This window comes from Bacillus sp. RC242 (genome assembly GCF_044908245.1).
GTDB classification, from domain to species: Bacteria; Bacillota; Bacilli; order Bacillales; family Bacillaceae_G; genus Bacillus_A; species Bacillus_A mycoides.
This window is the reverse complement of sequence record NZ_JBIYCZ010000002.1, coordinates 258,088-284,922: the sequence shown is the minus strand read 5'-3', so window position 1 is coordinate 284,922 and position 26,835 is coordinate 258,088. Positions and strand designations below refer to the sequence as shown.

29 protein-coding genes, 2 pseudogenes, 1 riboswitch and 1 other annotated feature are annotated in these 26,835 nt (G+C 34.5%); of the genes and pseudogenes, 19 read left to right on the top strand and 12 right to left on the bottom strand.

Annotated features, from left to right (window positions below; all coding sequences use genetic code 11):
- The first annotated feature begins 2 nt into the window (after positions 1 to 2).
- From ABH957_RS05205 to ABH957_RS05195, 3 genes are all read left to right on the top strand, one after another.
- Positions 3 to 827 (top strand): MBL fold metallo-hydrolase, encoded by an 825-nt coding sequence (locus tag ABH957_RS05205; RefSeq protein WP_404456770.1) that lies wholly within the window; start codon positions 3 to 5, stop codon positions 825 to 827.
- Between the two features lie 16 nt (positions 828 to 843).
- Positions 844 to 1,410, top strand: coding sequence for an SGNH/GDSL hydrolase family protein (locus ABH957_RS05200; RefSeq protein ID WP_404510702.1), 567 nt, complete (start codon positions 844 to 846; stop codon positions 1,408 to 1,410).
- A 348-nt stretch (positions 1,411 to 1,758) separates the two neighbouring features.
- Entirely contained in the window at positions 1,759 to 2,235 is a 477-nt protein-coding gene (locus ABH957_RS05195) for a heme-degrading domain-containing protein (protein WP_404456776.1), read from the top strand.
- A gap of 69 nt (positions 2,236 to 2,304) precedes the next feature.
- Here the strand turns inward: ABH957_RS05195 and ABH957_RS05190 are convergent, their stop codons facing one another.
- Positions 2,305 to 2,478: a DUF1272 domain-containing protein gene (locus tag ABH957_RS05190; protein ID WP_001162783.1), complete on the bottom strand. Its 174-nt coding sequence runs from the start codon at positions 2,476 to 2,478 to the stop codon at positions 2,305 to 2,307.
- Positions 2,479 to 2,673: 195 nt separating this feature from the next.
- On the opposite strand from ABH957_RS05190, the gene ABH957_RS05185 reads away from it, so the two are divergent.
- Positions 2,674 to 3,528 (top strand): pentapeptide repeat-containing protein, encoded by an 855-nt coding sequence (locus tag ABH957_RS05185; protein ID WP_002185327.1) that lies wholly within the window; start codon positions 2,674 to 2,676, stop codon positions 3,526 to 3,528.
- A gap of 20 nt (positions 3,529 to 3,548) precedes the next feature.
- Positions 3,549 to 4,085: a hypothetical protein gene (locus ABH957_RS05180; protein WP_404490815.1), complete on the top strand. Its 537-nt coding sequence runs from the start codon at positions 3,549 to 3,551 to the stop codon at positions 4,083 to 4,085.
- A 20-nt stretch (positions 4,086 to 4,105) separates the two neighbouring features.
- Here ABH957_RS05180 and ABH957_RS05175 read toward each other — a convergent pair whose 3' ends face one another.
- Positions 4,106 to 4,993 carry a DMT family transporter gene (locus ABH957_RS05175; RefSeq protein ID WP_404448502.1) on the bottom strand — a complete coding sequence of 296 codons (888 nt, stop codon included), beginning with the start codon at positions 4,991 to 4,993 and terminating at the stop codon, positions 4,106 to 4,108.
- Between the two features lie 344 nt (positions 4,994 to 5,337).
- Between ABH957_RS05175 and ABH957_RS05170 the strand changes: the two genes are divergently transcribed.
- On the top strand, positions 5,338 to 6,123 hold the full coding sequence (locus ABH957_RS05170; RefSeq protein ID WP_404448590.1) for a glycosyltransferase family 2 protein: 786 nt from the start codon (positions 5,338 to 5,340) through the stop codon (positions 6,121 to 6,123).
- Here the strand turns inward: ABH957_RS05170 and ABH957_RS05165 are convergent.
- From ABH957_RS05165 to rfbF, 4 genes are read right to left on the bottom strand one after another with little or no spacing between them, the layout of a single operon-like run.
- Positions 6,092 to 7,015 carry an NAD-dependent epimerase/dehydratase family protein gene (locus ABH957_RS05165; RefSeq protein ID WP_404456782.1) on the bottom strand — a complete coding sequence of 308 codons (924 nt, stop codon included), beginning with the start codon at positions 7,013 to 7,015 and terminating at the stop codon, positions 6,092 to 6,094. The two genes, ABH957_RS05170 and ABH957_RS05165, sit on opposite strands and share 32 nt — an antisense overlap.
- Positions 7,012 to 8,235, bottom strand: coding sequence for a methyltransferase domain-containing protein (locus tag ABH957_RS05160; protein WP_404456785.1), 1,224 nt, complete (start codon positions 8,233 to 8,235; stop codon positions 7,012 to 7,014). Before ABH957_RS05160 ends, ABH957_RS05165 begins: the two co-directional genes overlap by 4 nt.
- A gap of 12 nt (positions 8,236 to 8,247) precedes the next feature.
- Positions 8,248 to 9,303, bottom strand: coding sequence for a CDP-glucose 4,6-dehydratase (gene rfbG / locus ABH957_RS05155; RefSeq protein ID WP_404448508.1), 1,056 nt, complete (start codon positions 9,301 to 9,303; stop codon positions 8,248 to 8,250).
- A gap of 1 nt (position 9,304) precedes the next feature.
- Positions 9,305 to 10,072 carry a glucose-1-phosphate cytidylyltransferase gene (gene rfbF, locus ABH957_RS05150; RefSeq protein ID WP_404456788.1) on the bottom strand — a complete coding sequence of 256 codons (768 nt, stop codon included), beginning with the start codon at positions 10,070 to 10,072 and terminating at the stop codon, positions 9,305 to 9,307.
- A gap of 276 nt (positions 10,073 to 10,348) precedes the next feature.
- Here rfbF and ABH957_RS05145 point away from each other — a divergent pair, with 276 nt between their 5' ends.
- From ABH957_RS05145 to ABH957_RS05130, 4 genes are all read left to right on the top strand, one after another.
- Entirely contained in the window at positions 10,349 to 10,753 is a 405-nt protein-coding gene (locus ABH957_RS05145) for a MerR family transcriptional regulator (protein WP_078178706.1), read from the top strand.
- 119 nt (positions 10,754 to 10,872) lie between these two features.
- Positions 10,873 to 12,195, top strand: a complete 1,323-nt coding sequence (locus ABH957_RS05140) for a hemolysin family protein (RefSeq protein ID WP_002137356.1) — start codon at positions 10,873 to 10,875, stop codon at positions 12,193 to 12,195.
- A gap of 53 nt (positions 12,196 to 12,248) precedes the next feature.
- On the top strand, positions 12,249 to 12,662 hold the full coding sequence (locus ABH957_RS05135) for an ATP synthase subunit I (protein ID WP_002190205.1): 414 nt from the start codon (positions 12,249 to 12,251) through the stop codon (positions 12,660 to 12,662).
- Between the two features lie 220 nt (positions 12,663 to 12,882).
- Entirely contained in the window at positions 12,883 to 13,434 is a 552-nt protein-coding gene (locus tag ABH957_RS05130; RefSeq protein ID WP_002190204.1) for a DUF2179 domain-containing protein, read from the top strand.
- Positions 13,435 to 13,591: 157 nt separating this feature from the next.
- Here ABH957_RS05130 and ABH957_RS05125 read toward each other — a convergent pair whose 3' ends face one another.
- The 3 genes from ABH957_RS05125 to ABH957_RS05115 form a co-directional block, all read right to left on the bottom strand.
- Positions 13,592 to 13,819 carry a DUF3923 family protein gene (locus ABH957_RS05125; protein ID WP_404448513.1) on the bottom strand — a complete coding sequence of 76 codons (228 nt, stop codon included), beginning with the start codon at positions 13,817 to 13,819 and terminating at the stop codon, positions 13,592 to 13,594.
- A gap of 75 nt (positions 13,820 to 13,894) precedes the next feature.
- Complete coding sequence (locus tag ABH957_RS05120) at positions 13,895 to 14,281, bottom strand: hypothetical protein (RefSeq protein ID WP_404510700.1); 387 nt, start codon at positions 14,279 to 14,281, stop codon at positions 13,895 to 13,897.
- A 228-nt stretch (positions 14,282 to 14,509) separates the two neighbouring features.
- Positions 14,510 to 15,706, bottom strand: coding sequence for an MDR family MFS transporter (locus ABH957_RS05115; RefSeq protein ID WP_404456792.1), 1,197 nt, complete (start codon positions 15,704 to 15,706; stop codon positions 14,510 to 14,512).
- A gap of 112 nt (positions 15,707 to 15,818) precedes the next feature.
- On the opposite strand from ABH957_RS05115, the gene ABH957_RS05110 reads away from it, so the two are divergent.
- The 3 genes and pseudogenes from ABH957_RS05110 to ABH957_RS05100 form a co-directional block, all read left to right on the top strand.
- On the top strand, positions 15,819 to 16,361 hold the full coding sequence (locus tag ABH957_RS05110; protein ID WP_078176842.1) for a CGNR zinc finger domain-containing protein: 543 nt from the start codon (positions 15,819 to 15,821) through the stop codon (positions 16,359 to 16,361).
- Positions 16,362 to 16,402: 41 nt separating this feature from the next.
- Entirely contained in the window at positions 16,403 to 17,158 is a 756-nt protein-coding gene (locus ABH957_RS05105; RefSeq protein WP_404456794.1) for a class I SAM-dependent methyltransferase, read from the top strand.
- A gap of 177 nt (positions 17,159 to 17,335) precedes the next feature.
- Positions 17,336 to 18,154: pseudogene (locus tag ABH957_RS05100) on the top strand (collagen-like protein); the annotation flags it as partial.
- Between the two features lie 79 nt (positions 18,155 to 18,233).
- Here the strand turns inward: ABH957_RS05100 and ABH957_RS05095 are convergent.
- Together ABH957_RS05095 and ABH957_RS05090 are read right to left on the bottom strand one after the other, a co-directional pair.
- On the bottom strand, positions 18,234 to 18,377 hold the full coding sequence (locus tag ABH957_RS05095; RefSeq protein ID WP_000945246.1) for a hypothetical protein: 144 nt from the start codon (positions 18,375 to 18,377) through the stop codon (positions 18,234 to 18,236).
- Between the two features lie 99 nt (positions 18,378 to 18,476).
- Positions 18,477 to 18,619: riboswitch (cyclic di-AMP (ydaO/yuaA leader) on the bottom strand.
- Complete coding sequence (locus ABH957_RS05090; protein WP_404490816.1) at positions 18,604 to 19,119, bottom strand: GNAT family N-acetyltransferase; 516 nt, start codon at positions 19,117 to 19,119, stop codon at positions 18,604 to 18,606. Its footprint overlaps the riboswitch before it by 16 nt.
- A 231-nt stretch (positions 19,120 to 19,350) precedes the next feature.
- On the opposite strand from ABH957_RS05090, the gene ABH957_RS05085 reads away from it, so the two are divergent.
- Both ABH957_RS05085 and ABH957_RS05080 read left to right on the top strand, forming a co-directional pair.
- A complete protein-coding gene (locus ABH957_RS05085; RefSeq protein ID WP_002033357.1) occupies positions 19,351 to 19,599 on the top strand; it encodes a GlsB/YeaQ/YmgE family stress response membrane protein in 249 nt (82 codons plus the stop codon).
- 64 nt (positions 19,600 to 19,663) lie between these two features.
- Entirely contained in the window at positions 19,664 to 20,785 is a 1,122-nt protein-coding gene (locus tag ABH957_RS05080; RefSeq protein ID WP_404456798.1) for an AI-2E family transporter, read from the top strand.
- A 28-nt stretch (positions 20,786 to 20,813) separates the two neighbouring features.
- Here the strand turns inward: ABH957_RS05080 and ABH957_RS05075 are convergent, their stop codons facing one another.
- The gene (locus ABH957_RS05075; RefSeq protein WP_404456800.1) at positions 20,814 to 21,971 is read right to left on the bottom strand and encodes a 1-deoxy-D-xylulose-5-phosphate reductoisomerase; all 1,158 of its coding nucleotides are present in this window, start codon (positions 21,969 to 21,971) and stop codon (positions 20,814 to 20,816) included.
- Positions 21,972 to 22,109: 138 nt separating this feature from the next.
- Positions 22,110 to 22,316: a binding site (T-box leader), on the top strand.
- Between the two features lie 44 nt (positions 22,317 to 22,360).
- Here ABH957_RS05075 and ABH957_RS05070 point away from each other — a divergent pair.
- From ABH957_RS05070 to ABH957_RS05055, 4 genes and pseudogenes are all read left to right on the top strand, one after another.
- A pseudogene (locus ABH957_RS05070) lies at positions 22,361 to 23,359 on the top strand (tryptophan--tRNA ligase).
- Between the two features lie 77 nt (positions 23,360 to 23,436).
- Complete coding sequence (locus tag ABH957_RS05065) at positions 23,437 to 23,586, top strand: hypothetical protein (RefSeq protein WP_002014003.1); 150 nt, start codon at positions 23,437 to 23,439, stop codon at positions 23,584 to 23,586.
- Positions 23,579 to 24,337: an ABC transporter ATP-binding protein gene (locus tag ABH957_RS05060; protein ID WP_404510698.1), complete on the top strand. Its 759-nt coding sequence runs from the start codon at positions 23,579 to 23,581 to the stop codon at positions 24,335 to 24,337. Before ABH957_RS05065 ends, ABH957_RS05060 begins: the two co-directional genes overlap by 8 nt.
- A complete protein-coding gene (locus ABH957_RS05055) occupies positions 24,334 to 26,823 on the top strand; it encodes an FtsX-like permease family protein (protein ID WP_404510696.1) in 2,490 nt (829 codons plus the stop codon). The genes ABH957_RS05060 and ABH957_RS05055 overlap by 4 nt, the downstream gene beginning before the upstream one ends.
- The last annotated feature ends 12 nt before the right edge of the window (positions 26,824 to 26,835 follow it).

Here is a 26,835-nt window from a genome sequence, read left to right as displayed (position 1 = left end):
CTATGAATAATTTCGTTTGTACAACGTGCGGAGTACAGTATGCAGCGAGTGTGGAAGAACCGGTAAGTTGTGTTATTTGTGATGAGGAGAGACAATATGTTAATCCGAAAGGGCAGTCATGGACAACTTTAGAAAACTTGCAAACGAGTGATACATATAAAAATGAAATTATAGAAGAAGAAAATGGGCTTTATAGTATTACGACAAAACCAGAATTTGCGATCGGTCAGACGGCATTTGTAGTAAAAACAGAGTCATATCGTTTGCTGTGGGATTGTATTACTTATTTAGATGAAACGACGATTGAGAAGATAAAAGAGTGGGGCGGATTAGATGCGATTGCACTGTCGCATCCGCATTATTATTCAACGCAAGTAGAATGGGCAGAAACGTTCGATGTACCAATTTATATACATGAAAACGATAAAGAGTGGGTTATGCGCCCGAGTAGTCGTATTATTTATTGGACTGGTGAGTCTTTACAATTAGCAGATGGAATTACTGTGCATCGTCTCGGAGGGCATTTTAGTGGCGGTTCTGTATTACATTGGGAAGAAGGAAATGATGGGAAAGGTATATTATTAACAGGTGATATTATTCAAGTTGTAGCGGATGGGCGGTGGGTGAGTTTCATGTATAGTTATCCGAACTTAATTCCACTACCAGCAAGGAAAGTGGAAGAGATGGCGAATCGAGTGAAGCCGTTACAATTTAATCGTCTATATAACGCCTTTCACCGAGTAGTAAAAGAAAATGCAAATGAGGCAGTTGAACGTTCTGCGGAAAGATATGTGAAAGCGATAGAAGGAAAGTTGTTTCATACGTAAAAGGAGTGCTAGATTAATGAAAACGTTAGTATGCTTTGGCGATAGTATTACAGCTGATGAAACATTTTTTGATGGAACGCCGAGGTTAACACCACGTTTGCAAGAGATGTTTCCAAATTGGAAAGTGGTTAATGCAGGTATTCCGGGTGATAATACGCTCGATGTACTACAAAGGATTGAAGAGGATGTATTATCGCATGAACCAGACTTTGTAACAGTTTTTATCGGTACGAATGATTCGGTATTATTTGATCCAGTTCCATTACAGTCGTACAAAGAAAATTTAGAGGGAATTGTAAATACGATCTCACCAGAAAAAGTATTACTTATTAGTCCTGCACCAGTTGATGAAGCAAGGCAACATAATAGAACGAATGAAGTACTCGGTCAATATGCAGACGTGGTTGAGGAAGTGGCGAAAGAAACAGGAAGTCATTTTCTCAATTTGTACGCTGAAATGATTCAAGAAAAGGATTATAAGAGATTTGTAGAAGATGATGAAAAAGACGGTTTACACTTCGGACCACAAGGTTATGAATATTTAGCGAAGTTAATTTGTGAAAAGTTAAAAGGGATTTTGTAGGAAGCAAAGCGTGGGCGCTTTGCTTTTTTGTATTTCTTGTAATGAATTCGCGTGTATTAATTTGGCTTTTTCGGTATTCACACGAGTAAAATATAGTATCTTTTCGCAAGGACATTGTAGCACTGTAAAAATGCAAACACCTTACTATATTTTAATTAATCAAGGAAGTAGACAATTCTTGTACTAAATGTTTAGTATCTATAGCACTTTAAAGAACATACATTTTTAATGTGTTAAATATAATTCATAATAGCACCAGTAAGAAGAAAACAAGCGTTACGGTACTATAGAGTCTGGTAATTCTAAAAAATGTCAATGTGGTATAAGACAATTAGGGAGGTTAAAGATATGAGTACTTCAAATTTGAGTGAAATAAGTAAACAAATATTAATAGAGGAGGAAACACTTCAATTTTCCTCTTTTACAAATGAAGATGCCTTGCAATTAGGTTTATTTATCGTTGAAACAGCAAAGCGAGAGGGAAAGTTGATTGCTGTTGATATAACCAAAAATGGTGTGCAATTATTTCATTTCAAGATGACAGGGACAACTGAGGAAAATACGAAATGGATTGAGCGTAAAAAACGGGTCGTTTCCCTGCATAATCATAGTTCGTATTATATGCAGATAGAAAGTGAAATAAGCGGAATTCCATATCATGAAAAATACCGTTTAGATGGCTCGGAATATGCTGCGTTTGGTGGATGTTTTCCTATCCAAATAAAAAACGTAGGGGTTATTGGAATGATAACCGTCTCAGGATTACCACCAGAAGTAGATCATGAGTTGGTTATAAGGGCAGTTAAAAATCATTTAAATCAATAATAGAAGTAATTTTAATGGTTAAATAAAAAGGCGAAAATGAACATATTCCTGTTCGTTTTTGCCTTTTTATTATTTCTTTTTCGGTCTACGTACTAACTCGCCGCCACAATTTGGGCAAACGTTTTGTCTTTCCTCTGTACATGGTGCACAAAATGTACATTCATACACGCATATGTATGCTTCAGAATCAGGCTGAAGGGAATGGTCGCAAATTTGACAGTTTGTTTTCATTTCTAATGCCATCGTAATCCTCCTCGTTATTTGAAAGTTCTTAATTTAATTATAATTAATATTGTAGTGGGTGTCCTTTTTAAATGAAAAGAAATAGACGGATTATGTTGTTGTTTGAAATGAAATAGGTCCATTTGTTTTAAAATTGATTATTTAGTGCAGTTGGAATATTATGAAATAGTCAAAAGACAACAGGGGGTATATATTTTGACTAATCATAACGACTATTTTCGTGTAGAAGAGGATGTAAATTACAATAGTTTAAAAGCGGATTGTGAAAAATGTTTTGGATTATGTTGTGTAGCATTACCGTTTGCAGCATCAGTAGATTTTGCGGTGAATAAAGATGGTGGTAAACCTTGTACAAATCTACAATCAGATTATAAATGTAGTATACATAGAGATCTTAGAGGAAAAGGCTATAAAGGTTGTACAGTATTTGAATGTTTCGGTGCTGGACAAAAGATTTCTCAAGTTACGTTTAAAGGAATTGATTGGCGGACAGATGCCGAGCATGCGAGAGAAATGTATGATGCTTTTCCGGTTATGCATCAGCTTCATGAAATGCTTTGGTATTTGAAGGAAGCTATTCTATTAAAGGCGACGCAGACAATTCATAAAGAGCTGAAGGAAGCAATTGAAGAGACAGAGCGTCTTTCTAATTTAAGTTCAGATGAGTTAATGGAAGTAAATGTGCCATTACACCGTGCAGAAGTGAACATTCTCCTTTTAGAGACGAGTGAATTAGTATGGAAGGAAATGAATGTTGCACGTAAAAAACGAATCAGTCACCGCGGAGCAGATCTTATGGGAGCTAACCTTAAAAAGAGGGATTTACAAGGAGCAAATTTAAGAGGAGCTTATCTTATTGCGGCTAATTTACGAGATGCAAATTTAAGGGGAGCGGATCTCATCGGAGCAGATTTGCGAGATGCAGATATTCGCGGGACAGATTTTACAAATAGTATTTTTCTTACGCAAGTGCAAATTAATGCGGCGAAAGGGGACAAATATACGAAATTACCGAAAGTGTTGTCTCGTCCAGTTCATTGGACTACGTAAAGAGTATGGAGTGAAATAGTTTGGATATTTTTCAGTATTTAGAGGAAATGCAGGAAGCCGTATTTTCGTTATCGGTATCTCAAATAGAATCGAAGTATTATGATATTTGTCGCACACTAGCGTCAAGTGAGGATGCGGAGCGAATTAAATTGATTCCATTAGATTCATACAGGGAAAGTATGAGGATAGGTTTGAAAGAAGCTTTAGAAATTACTGCAAGTGAAGAGGTAAAAGCAATTTATTTTGAATATGATCTTGATAATGAGTGGGATAGTCAGTTCTATGTTTGTGACGATTACATGTTTCTTGAAGTAGAGGATGATGATTGGGCCAGTGATTGGACGGATGAAATAGAAGGACCATCTTTAGGAGAGCTAGCTGATATTTATGGTGAAAATGGCTTTGATTCAGATAAAAAGGCTGTAGGTATTACTCTATATTTAATCGCAAGAACAGTGTGTAGTTTTATCAATGCACGTAGTGGTTTGCAAAGTAATATACCAATTTGCATTGGTTTTCACGACCAAGACCCAATTATGCGAACAGGCAGAGACTAAGTCTCTACCTGTTTTTTATACTACGTTCTCTTTTCAAAAGTAGTAATTATAACGCTACATATAATAAGGATACCACCAATGAAAAAGTTACTACTTAACGTCTCATTTAATAGGAGCCAGCCAAGTATTGAACCGACGATAGGTTGAAAGAAGAAAAATAATGAGCCAATGCTAGCATCCATTAATTCTAACCCTTTATTCCAAAGAAAAAATGCACCTGCGGTTGAGACAATTCCTAAATAGAGTACGCCTAATAATACGTACATGTTTATATGTTCAATAGGACTTGATTGGAGTTCCCATACCATAAAAGGTGTAATGAAAAAGAGTGAAAAGAATATTGCGTACGTTGTAATAATTAAAGATGAAAATCGAGCGGAAGCGATTTTTACATAAATGGACAGTAAAGCCCACGTAATAGCGGCTCCAACTAAAATGATTGTACCGATAAAATAGGAGCCGATTTCAATATCCCATCCGATAACGATAATGACACCGATTGTCGCTATTATAGTTGATAAAAGTCTACGAGTAGTTAGTTTCTCTTTTAAAATGAACGCTGCAAATATAACCATAAATGCAGGTGTAGCTGATGTCACTAAGGAGCCTGTATGAGCATCGGATAATTTCGTTCCGATAAATTGACATGTGATTGAAATGAAATACCCGATGAATCCAATCCAAGCAAATAATAGCCAATCTTTTTTGTGGATGGGTACTTTTTTCTTTTGCTTTTTTTCAGTTATTTTCAAAATCACATATAAAACAACAAAAGCGATAATAAAACGTAGCCAAACGAGTGTAAGTGGCGGGATAAAGTCGAGTACGTATTTACTAACGACGTACATACCGCCCCATATACTTGCTGCTAGAGATAAACATATAGCTCCTAAAATTGTTTGTTTCATTTGAATTACCTCCGTCTATTTTTAGGGTTATGATTTATTCCCTAAGACGAGGCATAGTGCACTAGTTATATGAATGCCCGTCTTAGATTATAGACGGACTACAGGTTGATCGTTTTCGAATGAAGTGTTGTAGTACATGAGCGCATTCCTCCTTCATAATTTTATAATGATATTATAACTTAATTTTCAGTTTATTGGGATGTTAATTGTACGGAGTTGATTCTTTAGAAAATGGTGGTTGTCGAAGAAAGCATAGTATATGGTAGAAAAACATATTTTAAAAATAAAAGAAACCAATTACATAACTGATAAGTATATTAAGAGTAGGATGAAAAAGTAGATTAATAGAGAAAGAGGAGGAGATTATTATAACTACAACCGTTATTTCTCATTTTTACAATGAAGAGTATTTATTACCGTGGTGGCTTATGCATCATACGAAACTGTTTGATCATGGTATTTTAATTAATAAAGGTTCTACAGATCGTTCAGTCGAAATTTGCAAAAAATTCGCACCGCATTGGGAAGTGCGAGATTCTACAAATCCAGAGTTTGATGCATTAGCGACAGACCATGAAGTGATGAGGGTGGAACAAGAAGTAGAAGGTTGGAAAATGATTTTAAATACGACTGAGTTTCTTTGTGTGCAAGATAAAAATCAGTTTTGGAAATCACTAAATGAATTGGGAGAGAGGATGTATTGGCTGGAAGGGCTTATTATGGTCGATGATCTTAACTATAATTATCCGGAACTTAACTTTGGAATACCTTTAATGAAACAGCGATTTCACGGTTACTTACCGGAAGATTGGAGATTATGGAGAAGAGGTAGATTCATTCATAATAATGAACATGGAAGCTACACTGTTGGAAGGCATTTAACTGCACATGAATTTATGAATTACCCACCTCTTGCTTGTATTGCATGGTTTGGATTTAGTCCGTGGAACGATGCGATGAGGAAGAGGAAATTACAAATTGGTCCGACTCTTTCTGAAGGTAGTAAGCATGCAGGAATGGGGACACATCACATTATTACACCTGAAAGATTAGAAGAATGGTATAAGGAATTAGCGAGAGAGACGAAGGATTTACGTTTTAGTGCTGCGTATCGTTATGCTTTTTTATAAATGATTCCCACCATAAAATTGTTTCTTCGATTCCAGTATTTAGATTGTACGTCGGTTTCCAGTTTACTTCAGTTTTTAAACGTTCTACATTAACACCGACGAATAAAGGTTCATCTTTAGAGAAAGGAATCGCACCTAGTTTAATTAAATTTTCTTTTCCTATTTTTTTAGCAATGATAGAAGCTAATTCTTTAATTTGTACAGATTGACCAGAAGCGATATTGATTGTGCCTGTAACATTGCGTTCTAATACTGTTACGAGAGCATCAGCGACGTCACTCACATGGAGGAAATCTCTTAATTGTTTTCCATGTGTACATAGTGCTTCCTCATTTTTTAATAAGGACGTGATAATGTTAGAAACGAGTCGATTCCCTTGTTCGTGAGGGCCATACATATGAAAAATGCGGCTCCAACACATGCTGAGGCCGGTTTGCCCAGCGTATGATTGTAGCCAGGAATGTAGTGCGTTTTTACATAATGAATACGGGGTTTTATAGGAAAGAAGCGGTGAATCTTCAAATAATACGCCGTTAAACCATTCATATTCTGCGCCAGTACCGGCAACGATGACTCGCTTTCCGCCGCACGTTGTGAAGTGTTGAATTAATGAGATACTGGATGTAAGCCAATAGTAATTATTAATAGATACATAACACGCTGGTGGCACTGCTTCCCAAGCTAAATGAATGAGATGACTAGGCTTCATGTCGTAAATGAGTTTTTTTACTTCTTCATCGCAAAGTAAGTTTACTTTATGCCAATGGCAAGAAAGGTGAGAAGGCTTATTTGTATTGTAGGTGGCGTGCACTTCATAGCCCTTTTGTATAAGGGAATTTACAACATATTTACCAATCCATCCACTACCGCCTGTTACAAGGATTTTTTTCATGGCTCAATCACCTCAACTTCTGGAATCGTTACTAAAAATTTGCCGCCCCATTCACGAATGAAAGAGCATTCTTTCATAATTTCGTCTTTCAAATTCCAAGGAAGTATGAGAATGTAATTAGGTTTTGTACGTTTTATTTCTTCAGGAGATTGTATTGGAATGCGGGTTCCTGGTAGAAGGAGATTTTGTTTGTGAGGGTTTTTATCTACTGTATAATTTAGAAACTCTTTTCCTATCCCGCAATAATTTAAAAGGGTGTTTCCTTTAGCAGGAGCGCCGTAACCGATAATTTGTTTGTCTAAAGCTTTTGCTTCGATAAAAAACTTTAAAATACTTATTTTCAATTGTTCTATGCGTTCAGAAAAAAGGAGATAGCAATCTAATGTATCTAGCCCGTGATCTACTTCTTTTTGGATTATATTTGTAACACTGGAATGGATAGTGGATGAGTCACTGTGATGGTTTACAAAAATACGCAATGAACCACCGTGCGTTGAAAGCTCTTCTACATCAACAATTTTCAAATGATGATAAGCTAAAACTTTTTGAAGACTTATAAGAGAGAAGTAAGAGAAGTGCTCATGATAGATTGTGTCAAACTGTTTAAAGGATATGAGGTTTAATAAGTGAGGGAATTCAATTGTTATCGTGCCATCTTGCTTTAATAACGTTTTTAAACCGGCGACAAAATCATGCAAGTTTGGAACATGTGCTAATACGTTATTTGCGACGATTAAATCAGCTTGTGGTAACTTTTTTGCTAAGTCATTGCTGAAAAAATTCACTTCAGTAGGAATTCCTTTTTGGATAGCGATTTCTGCTACGTTTTTCGCTGGTTCAATTCCAGTAGTATTGATGTTTTCTTTTTGGAAGTATTGTAATAAGTATCCATCGTTACTTGCGATTTCAATCACTTTCGAATGGTTTGTTAAGTTGAAACGCTTAATCGCCATTTCTACATATTGCTTAGCGTGTAGTAGCCAACTGGAGGAATAAGAGCTAAAGTATAAATAGTCATGAAAAATATTGTGCGGAGATTCAAATTCATCTAATTGTACAAGTAAACAAGAGTTACAAACAAACGTGTGCAGCGGATAAAATGGCTCCATTTTATATGAGTGTTCTGGAGCTACAAATGAGTTAGCGAGAGGAGAAACGCCTAAATCTAAAAAAGTATTTGTGAGTAATGAGTGGCAAAAACGGCATTTTTTCTGTTCCATTTTATAGCCCCCTTATAAATTTTTGAATGCATCGATTTGTTGTCGCGTGAAAGATTCCATATTTTGACCAGATGCATATTTTTTGTACCAATCAACAGTCCAAGCGATAGAATGATCTGTTGATAATTTAGGAGTCCAACCGAGTTTATTTACTGCTTTTGTACTATCAAGTGTTAAAATAGGTGATTCATAAAGAGTATTTGTATGAGGGGAAAGGATTGTTAGTGGTTGATTCCATAATTTTATTATAGATTGAATGACATCATGAACGGTTCTGTTAAGTTCATTCATCGGGCCGAAATTCCAAGCTGCTGCATATTCGGCGTCTTTCGAAAGGTTTTCAGCTAATAGAATATAGCCATGTAAAGGATCTAATACGTGTTGCCATGGGCGAATAGCGTTTTTGTTTCTAATATTTAATGTATTATCTTGTAAATATGCACGAATGATATCTGGGAATAATCGGTCTTCTGCCCAATCACCGCCGCCGATGACGTTACCTGCTCTTACTGAGGCAAGTTTCAGAGTGTTAGTGTGGAAGAATGATTTTTGATATGATGTTGCAACTAGTTCAGCACAAGCTTTACTAGCACTATAAGGGTCGAAACCTCCTAGTCGGTCAGTTTCCACGAATGCCCGGTTACCGCTCCCATCATTTTCATAGCATTTATCACTTGTAACATTAATGATGCCACGTATACTTTCTATATGCTTTGCCGCTTCTAATACGTGAACAGTACCTAAAACATTCGTTTTAAATGTTTCGATAGGATTTTTGTATGAAGTGGTGACGATTGGCTGAGCTGCTAAATGAAATAGTATGTCAGGGTTATGTTGTTTCAGGGCATGGAATAAAGAATCGTAATCTGTAATATCGCCTTTAATTGTTATGCACTCTTTTGATACGTTACATTGTTCAAAAAGGTTAGGGGTGGATGGGGGGTGAGAAGAATAGCCAACTACTTCTGCACCTAATGAAGTTAAAAAAAGAGTAAGCCATGAGCCTTTAAAGCCAGTATGTCCTGTAATAAATACTTTTTTCTTATTCCAAAAAGATGATGAAGCCATATTACCAAACCTTCCACGGAGCGTTATTACTTTCCCATAGCTCGACTAATTTATTTTTATCGCGCAATGTATCCATTGGATGCCAAAAACCAGTATGTTGATATGCGGCCAATTCGTTTTTGTTTACTAACTGAACTAAAGTGTCTGTTTCAAAAACAGACTTATCTCCACTAATGTAATTGAAAATATCAGGATTTAAAACGAAAAATCCACCGTTAACCCATCCGCCATCACCTAATGGTTTCTCTTGAAAGGATGTTACAGACTGTTTATCTAATACGAGAGAACCAAATCTGCCTGGAGGTTGTACGGCAGTAACAGTAGCTATTTTGCTGTGTTTTTTATGAAATGCCATCAGTTCTTTTATATTTATATTACTTAATCCATCGCCATAAGTGAGGCAGAAAGGTTCGTCCCCGACGAAATTTTGTATTTTCTTAACTCGTCCACCTGTTTCGGTATTTAGACCGGTATCAATCAGTGTAATTGTCCATGGTTCTATACGATGAGAATGGTTAGTAATTGTATTGTCGCTTAAATGTATCGTGAAATCGGACATGTGTAAGTTGTAATTTAGAAAGAATTCTTTAATTGCATATCCTTTATAGCCTAAGCAAATAATAAACTCAGTAATGCCGTAATGACTATACAAACTCATAATGTGCCATAGAATAGGCTTTGTTCCAATTTCAATCATAGGTTTTGGTTTTAAATGAGTTTCTTCCCCAATCCTTGTTCCGTATCCACCTGCAAGAATAACAGCTTTCATTTTTTCCTCCTAATTATAAAAAAAATTTGATATCGATGTTATTATGATATGTACTTAAATTAGAAAGGAACGGGAAATTTCATAGTTATATTTCGTTCGTTTTGGTTTTTTGAATTTAAGTATTTTATTATATAATTAAATTAATAGATTAGATTGTATAAGATGAGACGATAAATTTTGTATAAATTATGAATGATAAACCGTCACGTTTGACTGTACAGTTTATGTATTGTATGATGGTAGTAATATAAACAAGGGGGGAAGATCGTTGGGAAGGTGTATCGAATCGGACAGTTGGCTCTCATGGCTCACGTGTCGAAACGAACGATTGATTATTATACGAATCTAGGAATCTTAAAAGCGGAGCGATCTCAATCTAATTATCGCTATTACGACGAAACAGCATTTGAGACATTACAATTTATTGAGAAGTGCAAAGAAATGCATATGCCGCTTTGTGAGATTAAAGAGAAGATCGAGGAGAAGAAGCTGCTCGGTATCAATGAACACGTTTCGAAACATGTGAATGAAGTGACAGACCATATTCATAGATTAGAAGCAGAACTAACAGAGTTAAAGCCTCTTTTAGATGAATTGACTGATTCACAACGTGAAAAAATATCGAAATCTTTATCTGGTCAAACGACAGCTTTAATACAGACACTTGCTCTATTATTATAGAATAAGTGAAATCCGACCTCTTTAATTTTTGTATCGGGCTATGTTTTCTAACGAACAAATAAGAAAACATTATAGTATACAGGAGGTGGACACCTTAGTTTTTTAACTAAGGGGATTCATTGGAAATATTTAATTTAGTCATGGTTGCGATTTTAATCGCATTTACTGGATTTTTCGTAGCAGCAGAGTTTGCGATTGTTAAGGTACGTTCAAGTCGCATTGATCAGCTTGTTGCGGAAGGGAAACGCGGCGCATTAGCAGCGAAAAAGGTAACAACAAATTTAGATGAATATTTATCTGCTTGTCAATTAGGTATTACAGTTACAGCGATGGGATTAGGTTGGTTAGGTGAACCGACAATCGAAAAGTTATTACACCCGTTATTTGAGAAATGGAACATAAATCCTTCTATTTCATCAGTATTAACTTTTGGTCTTGCTTTTATGCTAATGACATATTTACACGTTGTAGTAGGGGAATTAGCTCCGAAAACGCTGGCAATTCAAAAGGCTGAAAAAGTAACGTTGTTATTGGCAACTCCGTTAATGATGTTCTATAAAATCATGTATCCATTTATTTGGGTATTGAACGGTTCAGCTCGTGTTATAACTGGTTTATTCGGTTTGAAACCAGCTTCTGAACATGAAGTAGCTCATACAGAAGAAGAATTACGTCTTATTCTTTCGGATAGCTATGAAAGTGGCGAAATTAATCAAGCTGAATACAAGTATGTAAATAATATCTTTGAATTTGATAATCGCATCGCGAAAGAGATAATGGTACCGCGTACAGAAATCGTTGGTTTCTATCTTGAAGATTCAGTAGAAGAACACATGAAAGTAATCCAAAATGAACGATACACACGTTATCCGATTTTTGGAGAAGATAAAGATGATATTATCGGTATGGTCAACGTAAAAGATTTCTTTATTCGATATATGAACAACGATCAAGAAGATTTATCATCGATTCGCACGTATATGCGTCCGATTATTGAAGTTATGGAAACGACTCCAATTCATGATTTATTACTGCAAATGCAGAAGAAGCGAATTCCAATGGCTGTTTTATATGATGAGTACGGAGGAACAGCTGGAATTGTAACGCTTGAAGATATATTGGAGGAAATCGTCGGCGAAATTCGTGATGAATATGATGAAGATGAAGCACCACCAATTCAACATGTGAACGAGTATCATAAAATTGTTGATGGAAAAGTGCTTATCTCAGAAGTAAAAGATTTGTTTGGATTACACATTGAAGAAGACGATGTGGATACAATCGGTGGATGGATTATGATGCAAAATCATGAAATCGAAGAAGGACAATACGTTGAAGCAGAAGGCTATGAATTTAAAGTGTTAGAAAAAGATGCTTATCAAATTAAACGTGTTGAAATTCAAAAAATGGAACAAGAACAAGAGAAAGCAGCAACTGTGTAAGTTGCTGCTTTTCTTCTGACACATAATAAAATGTGAAATTAGGAGCGGATATTTTGATTCAAGTAGCCTTACGTGTATATCGATTACAATTGTATACGATCTTTAGTGGTTTACTACTAATGTGGGCGGTTACTCCGTTTGGGAAACAAGTGACAGGATTCGGTATTGGTTTAGCAGTTAGCGCATATTGTCTTTGGCTATTAGCTCGCAGAGTGGAGAAATTAGGAAGAAGTATCGTGATGAAAGAAAAGGCTCCTGGATTAGGAGTTTTAAACCGATTTGCAGCCGCAATATTAGGGGCTATCATTATGTATGAAATTGAGCATGAAATGGAAATGTGGGCATTTGGTACTGGAATATTAGGTGGACACTTTTTAATGATTGCGAATTTAGCCTATGCAAATATGCAGTTAGTAAAAGAAGAAGAGAAGCAAAGAGAACAAGCTTCGAAAAACATAGGGTTATGAGGAAAGGGACCTAATCAGGTTCCTTTTTTGGGTTTAAAAATAAATGATATAATACGAGTGAATTACTGGTACTTATCGAATTTACGCCAAACATAATACGCTTATTTTTGAGGCATTTCAATAGTATGAAAAAAAATTAAAAAAAATTTAAAAACCCATCGATTTCTAAAGCTTATGTATGTTATCATGACAAAAGACTTTTTGAAAGAGGTGGATACCAATGTTACAAGCGTTACTTATTTTTGTGCTTCAAATTATTTATGTTCCAATTTTAACAATCCGTACGATTTTGCTTGTAAAGAATCAAACAAGATCCGCTGCTGGTGTTGGATTGTTAGAAGGAGCTATTTACATTGTCAGTTTAGGTATTGTGTTTCAAGATTTATCAAATTGGATGAACATCGTTGCCTATGTCATTGGCTTTAGTACGGGACTTTTATTAGGCGGTTATATAGAGAATAAATTAGCAATTGGTTATATTACGTATCAAGTTAGTTTACTAGACCGTTGTAATGAATTAGTAGATGAATTACGTCACTCTGGATTCGGTGTTACGGTATTTGAAGGTGAAGGAATAAATTCTATACGTTATCGCTTAGATATCGTTGCAAAGCGCTCTAGAGAGAAAGAACTTTTGGAAATTATTAATGAAATCGCACCGAAAGCGTTTATGTCTTCTTATGAAATTCGTTCGTTTAAAGGTGGATACTTAACGAAGGCGATGAAGAAGAGAGCGTTGTTGAAGAAGAAGAAAGATGAACATGCATCGTAAGAAAAAGGGAGTAGTATGGCTTAAAATAAGTTTATAACCATAATCCTATATGAATACGAAAATGTAAAAGAGAGGAATCTATTTTAAAAAAGATTCCTCTCTTTTTTAAAAAAATAATTTCTCGTATAATTCTAAAAAAATTTAAAGTTATGTATGATTATTTTTTATTGCTCTTTCTCAAATTAACAATTAGCCATATAGCTTGAATAATTATCGGTAATATAAATGCAATTAATAAAACGATAAATGCTACTAATTTCAGCTCGGGTGTTTGAGTAACACCAGTACCATCAACCTCTCTTAGCCAAATGATAGCTGCCAATATCCCAAAAATGGTAATACAAAATATGTTACCAATCCACCAAAAAATCCATCGTCTTTTCATATTAGCACCTCTTATATTTACCCTCTGTTAAAAGTATATTTACGTTCGTTACATTTAAATGAAATAATTATAAAATTAATTTTTTTCAACTGTATATCTAACTTGTTTAAAGGTTGTCATGTCTCCATCTTCGTTATCATCTTTCGTTTGCAAAAGTTGAACTCTTGGCTTGTAGTCCGTCCTATGAGCGTGTTCGATATCTTTAATGTTAAGTCTGTAGGATTCACCATTATTTATTTTTTGTTCCAATACTTTTTTATTGGCTACATAAATAAAAGTCACTTTATTTTCATCAATGCCCTCGGTCTTAATTTCTAATTTATTATCTTTTGTTGTAATCGTGGGTGTTAATAATTCAATACTGCCGTTTCCAGTTTCTAAAGACTGTTCTACTATAGTTGAACATCCGTATAATGTGATTAGGATGAATAGAAGAAGGCTAAATCCTTTTATCTTTTTCACAAGATCCCCCCTAATTTAAAAACCTTTTGATTTGTCATTCCTAGACCGTTAGTGTGGAACATAGATAAATAGCTATTAATCTGACAATATTATACCATAATATGTAAAATGTAACAGGTGTATATTTACTTTAAGGGATAGCTTCAGGATTTTATGTTTTTTATCGTATTGAAAGATACGTTTATTATTGTAAATTCGCATTTCCTAATTCTTGAAAATTGTAATTTTTTAAAGGTGTTTTGTATCTTTACATAGGGATTCATGTTTTTTAGAAATAAGTTTTTTAGTATTTAAAATATGTAATGCAATAAAGCCGATAAGTCCAAATGTACCGAAAATAAGCCAAGGTGCATACATTCCGTTTAAGTTCGATGTAAACGATGTACCGGTATAATTACCAACGATAAAACCAAATGCGAGTGATAGTTGATAAAATCCGAAATAAGTAGCTGTATACGATTCGTTACTGTAATTTGCAATAGCGATATCAGCGTTAGGTAATACGAGCGTTTCACCGATTGTAAATAAAATTACACAAATAAATAGCCAATATGGATGTTGGAATAAAGGAATGAGTAAAAAGGAAATACCCATTAATAAAACACCGTATTTAATAATAGAAAGTGTGTTGTATTTATGAAAGAGTTTCCGGAATAATACCATAAATATGACGCCTGTTATTGCATTTATCGTAATAACTAGTGTAGCGAGCTGGTTGCTATGACTAATGTTTTTCATATGAAGTGGAAGTGCGACAGTAAGCTGAGTAAACATAATGTAGAAGAAAATCATAATAAATGAAAATAAAAGAAAGGTTTTATTTTGAAAGATTGCCTGTATTCCTAATGTAATAGACGTGTTTTCAGTAGAGACTTGGAAGTGATTTTTAAGCAAGTAAAAGATAAGAGAGAATAACAGCATAAGAGATCCTGTTAGAGAGAAAGCATATATCGGATTGAGTAAGAGTAAGAAACCTCCTGCAATTGGTCCGATTATCGCACCGCAATTAAAACTAAGGTTTAAGTATGTAAATAAACTTTTTCTCATATGAGCTGGTTGTGAGCCGAATATGGCGCGAGCAGCAGGTTCATAAAATGCAGTCCCAAAACCGATAAGTGCGGAAGAAATAGAAATTGTATAGAAATCAGAGCATATTCCTAAGGCTATAAATCCGATTCCTCTTAAAAATAATCCGGCTATCATCATAATGATATAACCTGTTTTATCCGCGATTAGCCCTGAGAATAAAGGGATAATTCGAGATGTGATTGTCATAACTGTTAAAACTGTTCCTACTTGCATCGCTGAAAAGTGGAGAAAATTTAATAGATAAATAGCTAAAAAGGCATATACCGCAAAATAACCAAAAGACATGAAAAATGAAGCAATAAGCATGAAACGTATCGGTATTGAGAAAATTTTCATAGAACTCCTCCTAATTTTGTAACCAGTAAAATTAATTAGTGGTTAACGATTTTATATTATAATTATACATAAAGTTAGAAAAAAGTAAATTTTAAGAAAAAGGTGAATGGAATTGAATCAGAACGCACCAAATGAATTAGAATATATTCGGGGATTTTTAAATACATGGAGAATACCAAATGATACGAGAGAGCCAATTGATTTGTTGCAAACAGAAGGTGATATAAAGCAATTTATGAAAAAACATTTTCATAAAGAGTTTCTTTTTCATACGATAGATGAATTGAAACGTTTTCGAGAAGACATTCGGCTAACAATTGAAGGGGAAGGATCGTTGCAAAAGTGGTTAGAAAAATACCCATTTCAAGTACATGTAAAGGAAGATATGAAAGGTATTACATATGAACCAATACACGAAGAGAATGTGTATACAAAAATATTAAGCGTTGTTTTAATAGCGATTCAAGAAAATTTGTGGGGAAGGTTAAAAGCATGTCCGGATTGCCACTGGGTCTTTTATGATCATTCGCGTAATGGAAGTAAAAGATGGTGCGGTATGTATGCTGGAGAAGAAGGAGGAAGAGCGTGCGGAACGATCGCAAAAGTGAAAAACTACCGAGCGAAAAGAAAAGGGAGATCAAGTTATAATGTGTAATTTATATTAGGGGAAGAAAATTGGATGGGGGGATGTAGAATATGAAAGGTACACAAATGTTAGCTTTAAATAAAAAGTGTTGGGATACAGTTGCACCTTATTTCTTTCAAGTGGATTGTTTACCGGAATATGGTCCGTATACAGCGTCTGAAGATGAGATTCATTTGTTTGATTCAATCAGAAATAAAAAGGTTCTTGATATTGGATGTGGAAGTGGGCATTCGTTGCAATATATGGCAGAACATGGGGCAGAGGAAGTATGGGGTCTTGATCTTTCAAGTGAACAAATTAAAACAGCGAAAGAAACGTTAAAGAGTTGGAATCTAAAGTTAATATGCGGAGCAATGGAAGAAGAAGGAGATATTCCGAAAGGGTATTTTGATATTGCATATTCCATTTATGCATTAGGTTGGACTTCAGATTTAGGAAAAACGTTGGAATTGATTTATTCATACTTAAAGCCAGGAGGAAGTTTTATTTTTAGCTGGGAGCATCCCGTATATTCAAACTTACAGTATGGTACAGAAGAAATTGCTTTAAAGTCTTCTTATCATGAGGAAACGCCTATTACGTTTGAAACATTTAAAGGAGAAAATGTGCAAGCGACATTATATAAGAGAAAAATAAGTACATACATAAATGAGTTAAATAGAGCGGGATTTACAATTGAGAGAATAGAAGAGCCTGAACCGTCTCGTGCATTTGATGAAGAAATAGCTGAACCTTCTACGAAATATTATTCTTTATATAAAGCTAGAATAGTGCCAACTACTTTTATTATTAAGGTGAGAAAGTAAAGTGTTTTATAAAAAGAAGCCTATCATTTCAAACAGATGAAATGATAGGCTTCTTTATTTTTTAAAAATTGAGGTCAGATGTGTACTTTTCATATGAAAATGCATTTCATATAAAAGGTGTAATTATTTTGGGGAAGGGGGATTGTTGTGCGTCATCATAGAAAGTGCAAAAAATTTGGAGTGGCACTGCCTCTTCCGCTTATAGGAGAAACGGGTCCTACTGGTAATAGTGGTTCAACAGGTCAAACCGGTCCGACGGGAGCAACTGGTCCTTAAGGTCCACAAGGAATTCAAGGTCCACAAGGAGTAACCGGTCCAACCGGAGCAACCGGCCAGGCGGGAGAAACGGGTCTTCAAGGCCCCCAAGGAATCCAAGGTCCACAAGGGATAACTGGTCCAACAGGAGCAACCGGTCCTCAAGGAATCCAAGGAATCCAAGGAATCCAAGGTCCACAAGGGGTGAGCGGATCAACAGGAGCAACCGGTCCGACGGGAGTGACTGGTGCAACTGGACCGACTGGAATCCAAGGAATACAAGGGATAACTGGAGCAACTGGATCATCTGCTATATCAACAGGTGGTGGGTACTTCTTTTCTACATCAACAAGCACAATTGCGGCAAATGCCAACATTCCAATTAATTCGGGATCAACTGTATATGGAGCTGGCGTATCTTTAACTAGTGCTACAACTGTTACAGTATCGACGCCAGGAATCTATTTAGTAAGCTACTATTTTCAAGGAAGTGCAAATGGTGGGAATGAAGTAGTATCTGTAAGATTACTATTAAATGGAACACAAGTAACAGGGAGTTTTATACAAAATGTAACGACATCAACTGTAGTACTAGAGCCAGCCATTTCAAATACACTTCTTGTGAATGTAGCGAGTGCAAATTCAACGTTTGTATTACAAAATGGCCCATTAGCTGTTGGGCATGTGACCACTATAGCAGGGACAATTACGGCAAGTTTAAATGTAGTGAGGATATTATAAAAAGCACAGGAAATATAAAAACACAAGGGATGTCTTTTTAGACACACCTTGTGTTTTGGATGTTAAATGAACAATTTCTTTATCTTTTTGGTTGAAAAATATGTTGGAAAAAGTATTTGTGATGTAAGTTATCTACAACTTTATTTGCTTGATATGTGCGATGTTGTTCGAGTCGAAGTCTTTGCTCCATCATTTTTATTGCGTGATCAGATAAACGTAACATAATACATCTCTCCTTTTCTATAAATATAGGTCTCTAAAATGATATCGATTCCACATTTTATAGTTAAGGAGGCATACTGTGTAACATAGGCAAAAAGCACCTTCCTCTCCCATTACGCTTACGAGGTTAGCTGTCGGACTCGGGAAGTGAGAGTTTCCCTACTTAAAAAAGATTCGCCCCAAGTAGCATTGCTACAAAAATGGTTCCCCCGCTCCAAAATTTGGACTCAGCAAAAGGTTTTATAAAGTAAAAAATAACATAAATAAACAGATAAGTCAAACTGTTTTATTTTTTCTGTTTTTTTAAGTTTTGTAAGAACTAGACCATCAGGGAGTTCTGTATTTGTTACTTCAATGAATCCGTGTTTTTTATATAATGCAATAGCAGGGGTATTCGCTTTACCCGTTTGTACAATGTATGTCATGGAAGAAGGGAACATGTTAAATATATAACTTAGGAGTTTCGTTGCAATTCCTTTTTGAAAAAAATCGGGCGATACAACTAGCCTGTGGATATCCATTAGTTGTTCTTCTTGTACAAAAGAAATAAAACCGACAAGTCTATTTTCAGAAAAATATCCATAGAATGTTTCAGCGCAACTTTGAATATCGTTTACAGTATCATATAAACGGGGTATGGCAGTACTATTTAAGTAGTCTGCTTCAACTTTATAAGCTGGAATTTGAACTTGTAAAATAGATACTGCTACCTCATGAGAACTGGAAAGTAACTTATGAATCATAGATAAGGAAGCCTCCTTTGAATATGGTATATTAACATAATTGATTTTTGGGTAAGTTTGACAATATTTTTCTTTTTTGCATATAATATATGTATCTCCATACATATATTATTCTTACGTTTATTTCTATAGTAGGATATGGTTAGTGTAAACGAATTTGAAATCTTATATAAGAGTTTTGCTACTCTTGTATTTGATCATACAAACTATAATAGAAATGGAGGACTAGAAATGGGATGGATTATCACATTAATAGTTGGTGCTATTATAGGTATAATTGCTAGTTCTATAACGGGTAAAAATTTTCCAGCTGGTATGTTTGGAAATATAATTGCTGGTTTACTAGGAGCTTGGTTAGGTAGTAGATTATTTGGATCTTTTGGGCCATCGTTTGGTGGGATTCATGTCGTACCAGCATTATTAGGTGCAATTGTGTTAATTCTTATTGTATCATTTGTAGTAAAAGCTGCAAGAAAATAAAGGCTATTACTGATTGTTTTATAAAGCCCTTTTAGGGCTTTTCCTAATTAGAGAGGTGGTACACTTGGAGAAAGTAAATATAAGAAAAAGAGATAAGTTGAAAAAGTTTTTTAAAGAACAAAATTATTTAGCTGTACTACTTGGATTCGCGTTGCTGTTTGTAAATATATTATTACTTACAAAAATATCATTCGTCTTTACACCGTTCGTCGTATTTTTAAAAACAATCTTTTTCCCAGTATTATTAGCGGGAGTACTATTTTATATATTGCATCCATTCGTTTCTCTTTTAGAAAGAAAAGGTGTGTCGAGAATTGTGTCAATTGCCTCGATATATATAATTGTTCTTGGATTATTTGTTTTTCTTGCGGTCACGGTTATTCCAATTATTAAAGATCAAGTAAATGCTTTAATAGATAACTTGCCATATTTCGGGCATGAAATCGAAAGGGCAGCACGTAAATTTGGAGAAAGTAATGTAATTGGTAGAATGCAGGAAAGTTTAAATATTGATTTTGCTAATATCGTAAAAGATTCTACAATGAACTTTACAAAATCATTATCATCAGTAACAGGAAATGTAACTGGATTTTTAAGTACACTTACAGAAGTTGTTTTAACATTTGTCATGGTTCCGTTTATATTGTTCTATCTTTTAAAAGATGGTGAGCAATTACCGAATCACTTTTTGAAGTTTATTTCAGAGCAAAGACAACCAGCTGCGAAGAGAATACTAGATGATATGCATTATGCGATTAGTTCGTATATTAGAGGACAAATTATTGTTAGTTTATTTATCGGTATTATGCTATTAATCGGTTATCTTATTATTGGTATTAAATATGCGGTACTACTTGCTATTTTAGCGATGATTGTAAATATCGTTCCGTACGTAGGACCAATCATTGCAATTACACCAGCTTTAATTATCGCATTTATCGACTCGCCATCAATGGTGTTAAAAGTAATTATCGTTATGATGATTGTACAATTAGCAGAAGGTAAATTTATTTCTCCGCAAGTCATGGGGAAAAAGTTAGATATACACCCGATTACTATTATATTTATCATTTTAACTGCGGGAAATTTATTTGGAATTATGGGGATTATTTTAGCAATTCCAGGATATGCGATATTAAAAGTTTTAGTTACGCACGGTTATAGATTTGTGAAGTTGAATACGTGAAAAAAGAGCTAAAACAGAGAAACCTGTTTTAGCTCTTTTTCATTAACAATTGATTTGCGTATTGGCGTGCCCATTGATCAGCTTCTAATATATCATCGAGTGAAGGATCTTTTACGTTATGATGAGCTTCAACTGTATTGTAAATTGTTTTTTCGATATCGAAAAATGCAATTTCATTTTTAAGAAATAGTGCATTTGCAATTTCGTTCGCTGCATTTAATACGGCTGGAGTTGTACCGCCAATTTTTCCACATTCAAATGCATATTGTAGACAGGGGAACTTCTCTAAATTTGGTTTTTCAAAATGCAAACTACCAATTTCTAATAAATTTAATTTTTCATAGGATGAAGGTAGTCGAGTAGGGTAGTGAAACGCATATTGAATCGGCATTCTCATATCAGGAGCACCGAGTTGTGCCATGACTGATCCATCAATAAATTCCACTAAAGAGTGAATGATACTTTCTTTATGAATCATAACATCAATTTTTTCATAAGGAATATCGAATAGCCACTTAGCTTCCATCACTTCAAACCCTTTATTCATTAACGTGGCAGAATCTATCGTTAGTTTTGCGCCCATTAACCAGTTTGGGTGTTTTAAAGCATCCTTCGCTTGTAATGTTTTCATTTCTTCACGTGTTTTATCACGAAAAGCGCCGCCAGAAGCTGTAACAATTAATTTTTCGATTTCCTTATTATTTTCCCCATTTAAACATTGGAAAATGGCTGAATGTTCACTATCAACTGGAATTAGGCGGCATCCGTTTTGTTTCGCTAGTTCGGTGACAATATGTCCAGCTGCAACTAAAGTTTCTTTGTTAGCGATAGCGATATCTTTCTTCGCCTTTAATGCTTCAATTGTTGGGAGTAAACCTGAAACACCGACAACTGAACTTAATACAAGATTTGTATCAGGATGGGTAGATACTTCAATTAAACCATCAGTTCCATATGTAATTTTTGTATTTGTTGAAATACGAGAACGTAATGTGTCCGCTAATTCTTTTGTCGCTACGCTTACAATACGAGGCTGAAACGATTCGATTTGCTTTTCGAGAAGATCGATATTATAATTTGCGGTTAAACCGACGATTTTAAAATGTTCAGGATGAGCGGAAACGACATCTAATGCAGATGTGCCAATGGATCCTGTTGAACCTAAAATGGATATATATTTTACCATGAAAAAACCTCCAAAGTTGTTTCGAGTATTTCTGCAAACCTATATATTATTAGACAATCAAGGTGAAAATTCCTGCTATATAAAACAGAAAATTAGGGTTTAATTGGAAAGGGAATGTGATAAACTGTAAAAAATAACTAAAAAGCAATGAAAGAGAAGAGTACATATTCACAACTTTTCAGAGAGCTGATATTTGGTGGGAATCAGTAAGTGATGAATATGGAATGGGCTCTGGAGCTTCTAGCTGAAATGAGTAGGCGAAGACGGTTACTTCACGTTAAGAAGTTGAAGTGAGCTATAATATAGCTAATTAAGGTGGTACCGCGGGAGTCTCTCGTCCTTTTTTTAGGATGAGGGGCTCTTTTTATTTTGAGAAAGGAGGAGTTAGGATGAGCGAGAAAATTATGTTAACAGGAATTAAGCCGACAGGTTATCCGCATTTAGGAAATTATATTGGTGCAATTAAACCTGCATTGCAAATGTCAAAAAATAATGAAGGAAAAGCATTGTACTTTATAGCTGATTATCATGCGTTAAATGCTGTGCATGATCCAGCAAAGTTCAGTAGTTATACGAAAGAGGTAGCAGCTACTTGGTTATCACTTGGGCTTGGAGAAGATGTTATTTTTTACTGACAAACGGAAGTGCCGGAAATTCTAGAATTAGCTTGGATATTAGCTTGTCTAACTCCGAAAGGGCTTATGAACCGTGCCCATGCTTATAAGGCGAAGGTAGAGCAAAATAAAGAAACGGGATTAGAAATTGATGCAGGTGTGAATATGGGATTATATACGTATCCGATTTTAATGGCAGCTGACATATTACTATTTCAAGCTACTCATGTACCAGTTGGAAAAGATCAAATTCAGCATATTGAAATTGCGCGTGATATTGCGACGTATTTTAATCATACATTCGGCACGACATTTACACTTCCGGAGTATGTCATACAAGAAGAAGGTGCAATATTACCTGGTCTTGATGGAAGAAAAATGAGTAAAAGTTACGGAAATGTGATCCCGTTATTTGCAGAGCAAGAAAAGCTACGAAAGTTAATATTTAAAATCAAAACCGATTCTTCACTTCCAAATGAACCGAAAGAATTGGAAACGTTATTTATGATTTATAAAGAGTTTGCGGCAGAAAATGAAATGCAGTCAATGCGTGAAAAGTATGAAACTGGCATTGGATGGGGCGATGTGAAAAAAGAGTTGTTTCGCGTTGTAGACCGTGAATTAGCCGGACCTCGGGAAAAATATGAGATGTATATGAATGAGCCAAATTTATTATACGAAGCGTTAGAAAAAGGTGCTGAGCGGGCAAGAGAAATCGCGAAGGTAAATTTAGCAGAAATAAAAAAACGGATTGGATTTGAGAGGGAACGTTAAGCGTTCCCTTATTTTTTTATAAAAAAATCGAACGAAATTTAAATTTGTTACCAATATAGATTAAGGGAGGGATAGAAATGGATGCAATTCTCGAATTAAAAATGTTGTTATTTCAAATAGGAACAGAAATTATACCACCTAGTAATCTAAAAGAAAAAATTTTAATTCAAGTTAATCTAATGGAGGAAATAGCATTTAATAATGTTGAGGTGAATAAAGATGAGTGAAATTGTGTTAGCAGTTCAAGGTTTAAGTAAGACTTATGAGAGTGTAGATACAAATGTTAGAGCCTTACAAAATGTATCTTTGGAGTTAAATAAAGGAGAACTTCTTGCCGTAATGGGGACGAGTGGGTCTGGGAAGAGTACATTACTTAATATACTTGGTGCTTTAGACAAGCCTGATGAGGGAGTCGTATATGTAAATGGTGAAGGTCCTAAAAATATGTTTGTTGAACCATATGCGACGGAGTACAGGCGGGATAACATAGGATTCATATTTCAGGCATTTCATTTATTAAAGGATTTATCTGTAGAAGATAATATTGCGTTACCCCTCATATTATCAGCTGATTCAGAAGAGGAGATACGAGAAAAAACAAATAAAATATTAGATGTTCTTGGTTTAGTAAATTGGAGAAATCATCGACCAGTTCAGCTTTCTGGGGGGCAACAACAACGTGTTGCAATTGGTAGGGCGTTAATAACATCTCCTCCAATTGTTCTTGCAGATGAGCCTACGGGAAATTTAGATTTCAATACGTCTAATGATATTTTACGAGTACTGGTCGATATGAAACAAAGATTCAATCAAAGTATGATTCTTGTTACTCATGATCCTCACATTGCTACGTATGCAGATCGGGTTCTTTTCTTTCATGATGGAGAAGTTGTTGATGATTATACGTGTTCTCATGGAGTAAATGATATAAATATCATTTTAGATAAATTTAAAAGATTAATGGAGAAATCAAAATGATAAAATCAGTACGAGGATTAGGTTTACGCTTTTTTAAGACGAATAAATTTACTGCTATCTCCTCTATAGTTAGCGTTATGTTGACTGTTTCTCTAATTGTTACGATGATTGTATTTTCGAGCCATGCGAAACAGTCTGTTATAAATGAAGTTAAAAAATTATATGGAGATATGGATTTATCTGTTGGATATAACCCTGATCAAAATAAATTGATGGATAAATCTTTACTACAAAATATTAAGGAACAAGAAAATATTGAATACATGTCAAAAGTATTAGTAAATCATTTGCAAGTGAATAAATTGAATACAGCTATTTATACAGTAGGTGTTCAAAATGATTCGTTATCTAAAAGTCGATATCACTTCTCTAAAAATCTATCGAATGAGGAAGTAACATTAAATCATGGATTAGCGGAAACTTTACAAGTAAAAGTTGGAGAAAAGATTGAAATAGAAAATAAATCTTATGTAGTAAAAGAAGTTTTACCTGATATAGAAGCTGGAGGTTCAGCTCCAGATATACTTGTTTTATCGGAAGGTGCAGTGAAACAGCACGTATATGAAAAAACGGGTAAATACAATGAGGCTACTTATGTGTTGATAAAAGCAAAAGCGAATGCAGATGTGCTAGCATTGTCTAGTCAAATTCATAAAATAGACAAAGAATTAAGAATCGATATTGCGGAGGAAGACGAGTTTTTAAAAAGTAACTTAGCGTCATTACATATTTTTATAGTTGTTTTATCTGTATTAATACTTATTATTACTTCGTTATTATTAATGTCTAATTTTGAAGTGTTTTTATATAAATATAAAAGCCAATTTGCTATTATGCGATCAATGGGAGCAACAACGAAACAAATGTTTAAAGTTATATTTATTCAATGTAGTGTAATTAATTTCTTTGGTGGAATATTTGGTTTGTTACTAGCTGTAATAAGTACCCGTTTTTTACAAAGTTGGCTAGAGCATTTATTTGATTTTCAAATTAATTCGATGAGTTTTGACTTTAAAATAGCAATTGTAACAATGATTTGTAGTATCTTTTTCATCGAACTGTTTATGTTATATCCGTCATACAGAAGTTCGACAATATTGCCAGTAAAGCTTATGCGTGAAAATGAAGAATCCGACTTTTCTAATAAAAAAACACGCAGTATTATGGGGAAATTCCTTTTAATTAGTAGCATATTTTTAACTGTTTTAGGTGGATTTGTAGCAAATACTGGAGATATGCAGGCGATAGTGATAGTAATAGGATCTATATTTCTTGTTTTAGGAGTGTATGTTTTATTTCCTATTTATCTTTCTTCGATATTAGAATTATGCCTACCTATGATGAAAAAAATATTTGGAAGGAACACATTTGTTGCTATTAAAAATGTAATTCCGCAAGTAAGGAAAAATACATTTGTTATCTTAATGATAAGTACGATGATGGTGATAGTTGTCTTTGGTTCCACTATTTTTAAAACAATGCAGAAAAATAATGAAAGATATTTAAAACGAGAATTTCCAACACATATTGTTGTGGAAAATCGTTTGAATAATGATTTAACCATTACCTCACCTCATATACAAAATATATTTAAAGAAATAAGTAGTATAAAAGGAGCTAGTACAATTAGTACGAATTCACTGGCAGAATTAAAGCAAGGTAAAAATTATATTACTTTTGACTATAATTTAGGTGATTTAAAGGAAATGGAAAAGCAAGGATTACTGCCAGAAGTACCTGCAAATTTGGAGAATAGTATAATTGTTACAGAAGAGTTAGCGGGACGGTATAAACTTCATGTAGGCGATATCGTTCAATTAGGTCTATTTTCAGAACAGGAACAAAAAGTTAGAGCGACTAGTAAGGTAGAAGTTGGGTTAATTGTTAACGAGCTACCGAATTCTCCTTCGGTACTCATGGATTGGAGTAATGTAACATATAAACAAGATTATACAGTTTTTGAGCGTGCATTTATTAGCTCAAATAATGAGAGAGAGACGTTGGAACAATTAAAGAAATTGAAAGGTCAATATCCACAATTAAAAATAAATAGTTATACTCAATCGTTAAAACAATCTAATTTAATGTTTCAGCAAAGGTGGTCCATCTTCATCGTTGTTATTGTAGTAATTTTGCTTAGTGTAACATTAGGGGTGTGTAATACACTTATAAATAATATTCAATCTAAAAGAAAAGAGTTTGCTATTTTACGAGCAATAACAGTTAATAAAAAGGGTATTGTACAAATTATTTTGACGCAAGTTAATTTATATGTACTTATTGGAATCATACTAGGGGTTGTTATAGGAATATTATTAACCTATATGGTAAGTATAATAGATCGTACACCTTTATTTTTTGATTTCAAACTTATCGTAACGGTAATAGCGGGGATGTTCGGAATAGTCCTTATTATTTTTATCCCTTTTGCTAATAAAATAGGAAAAAGGGATATTGTACAAGAGTTAAATAAGGATAATAAATAAAAATATAGTCAA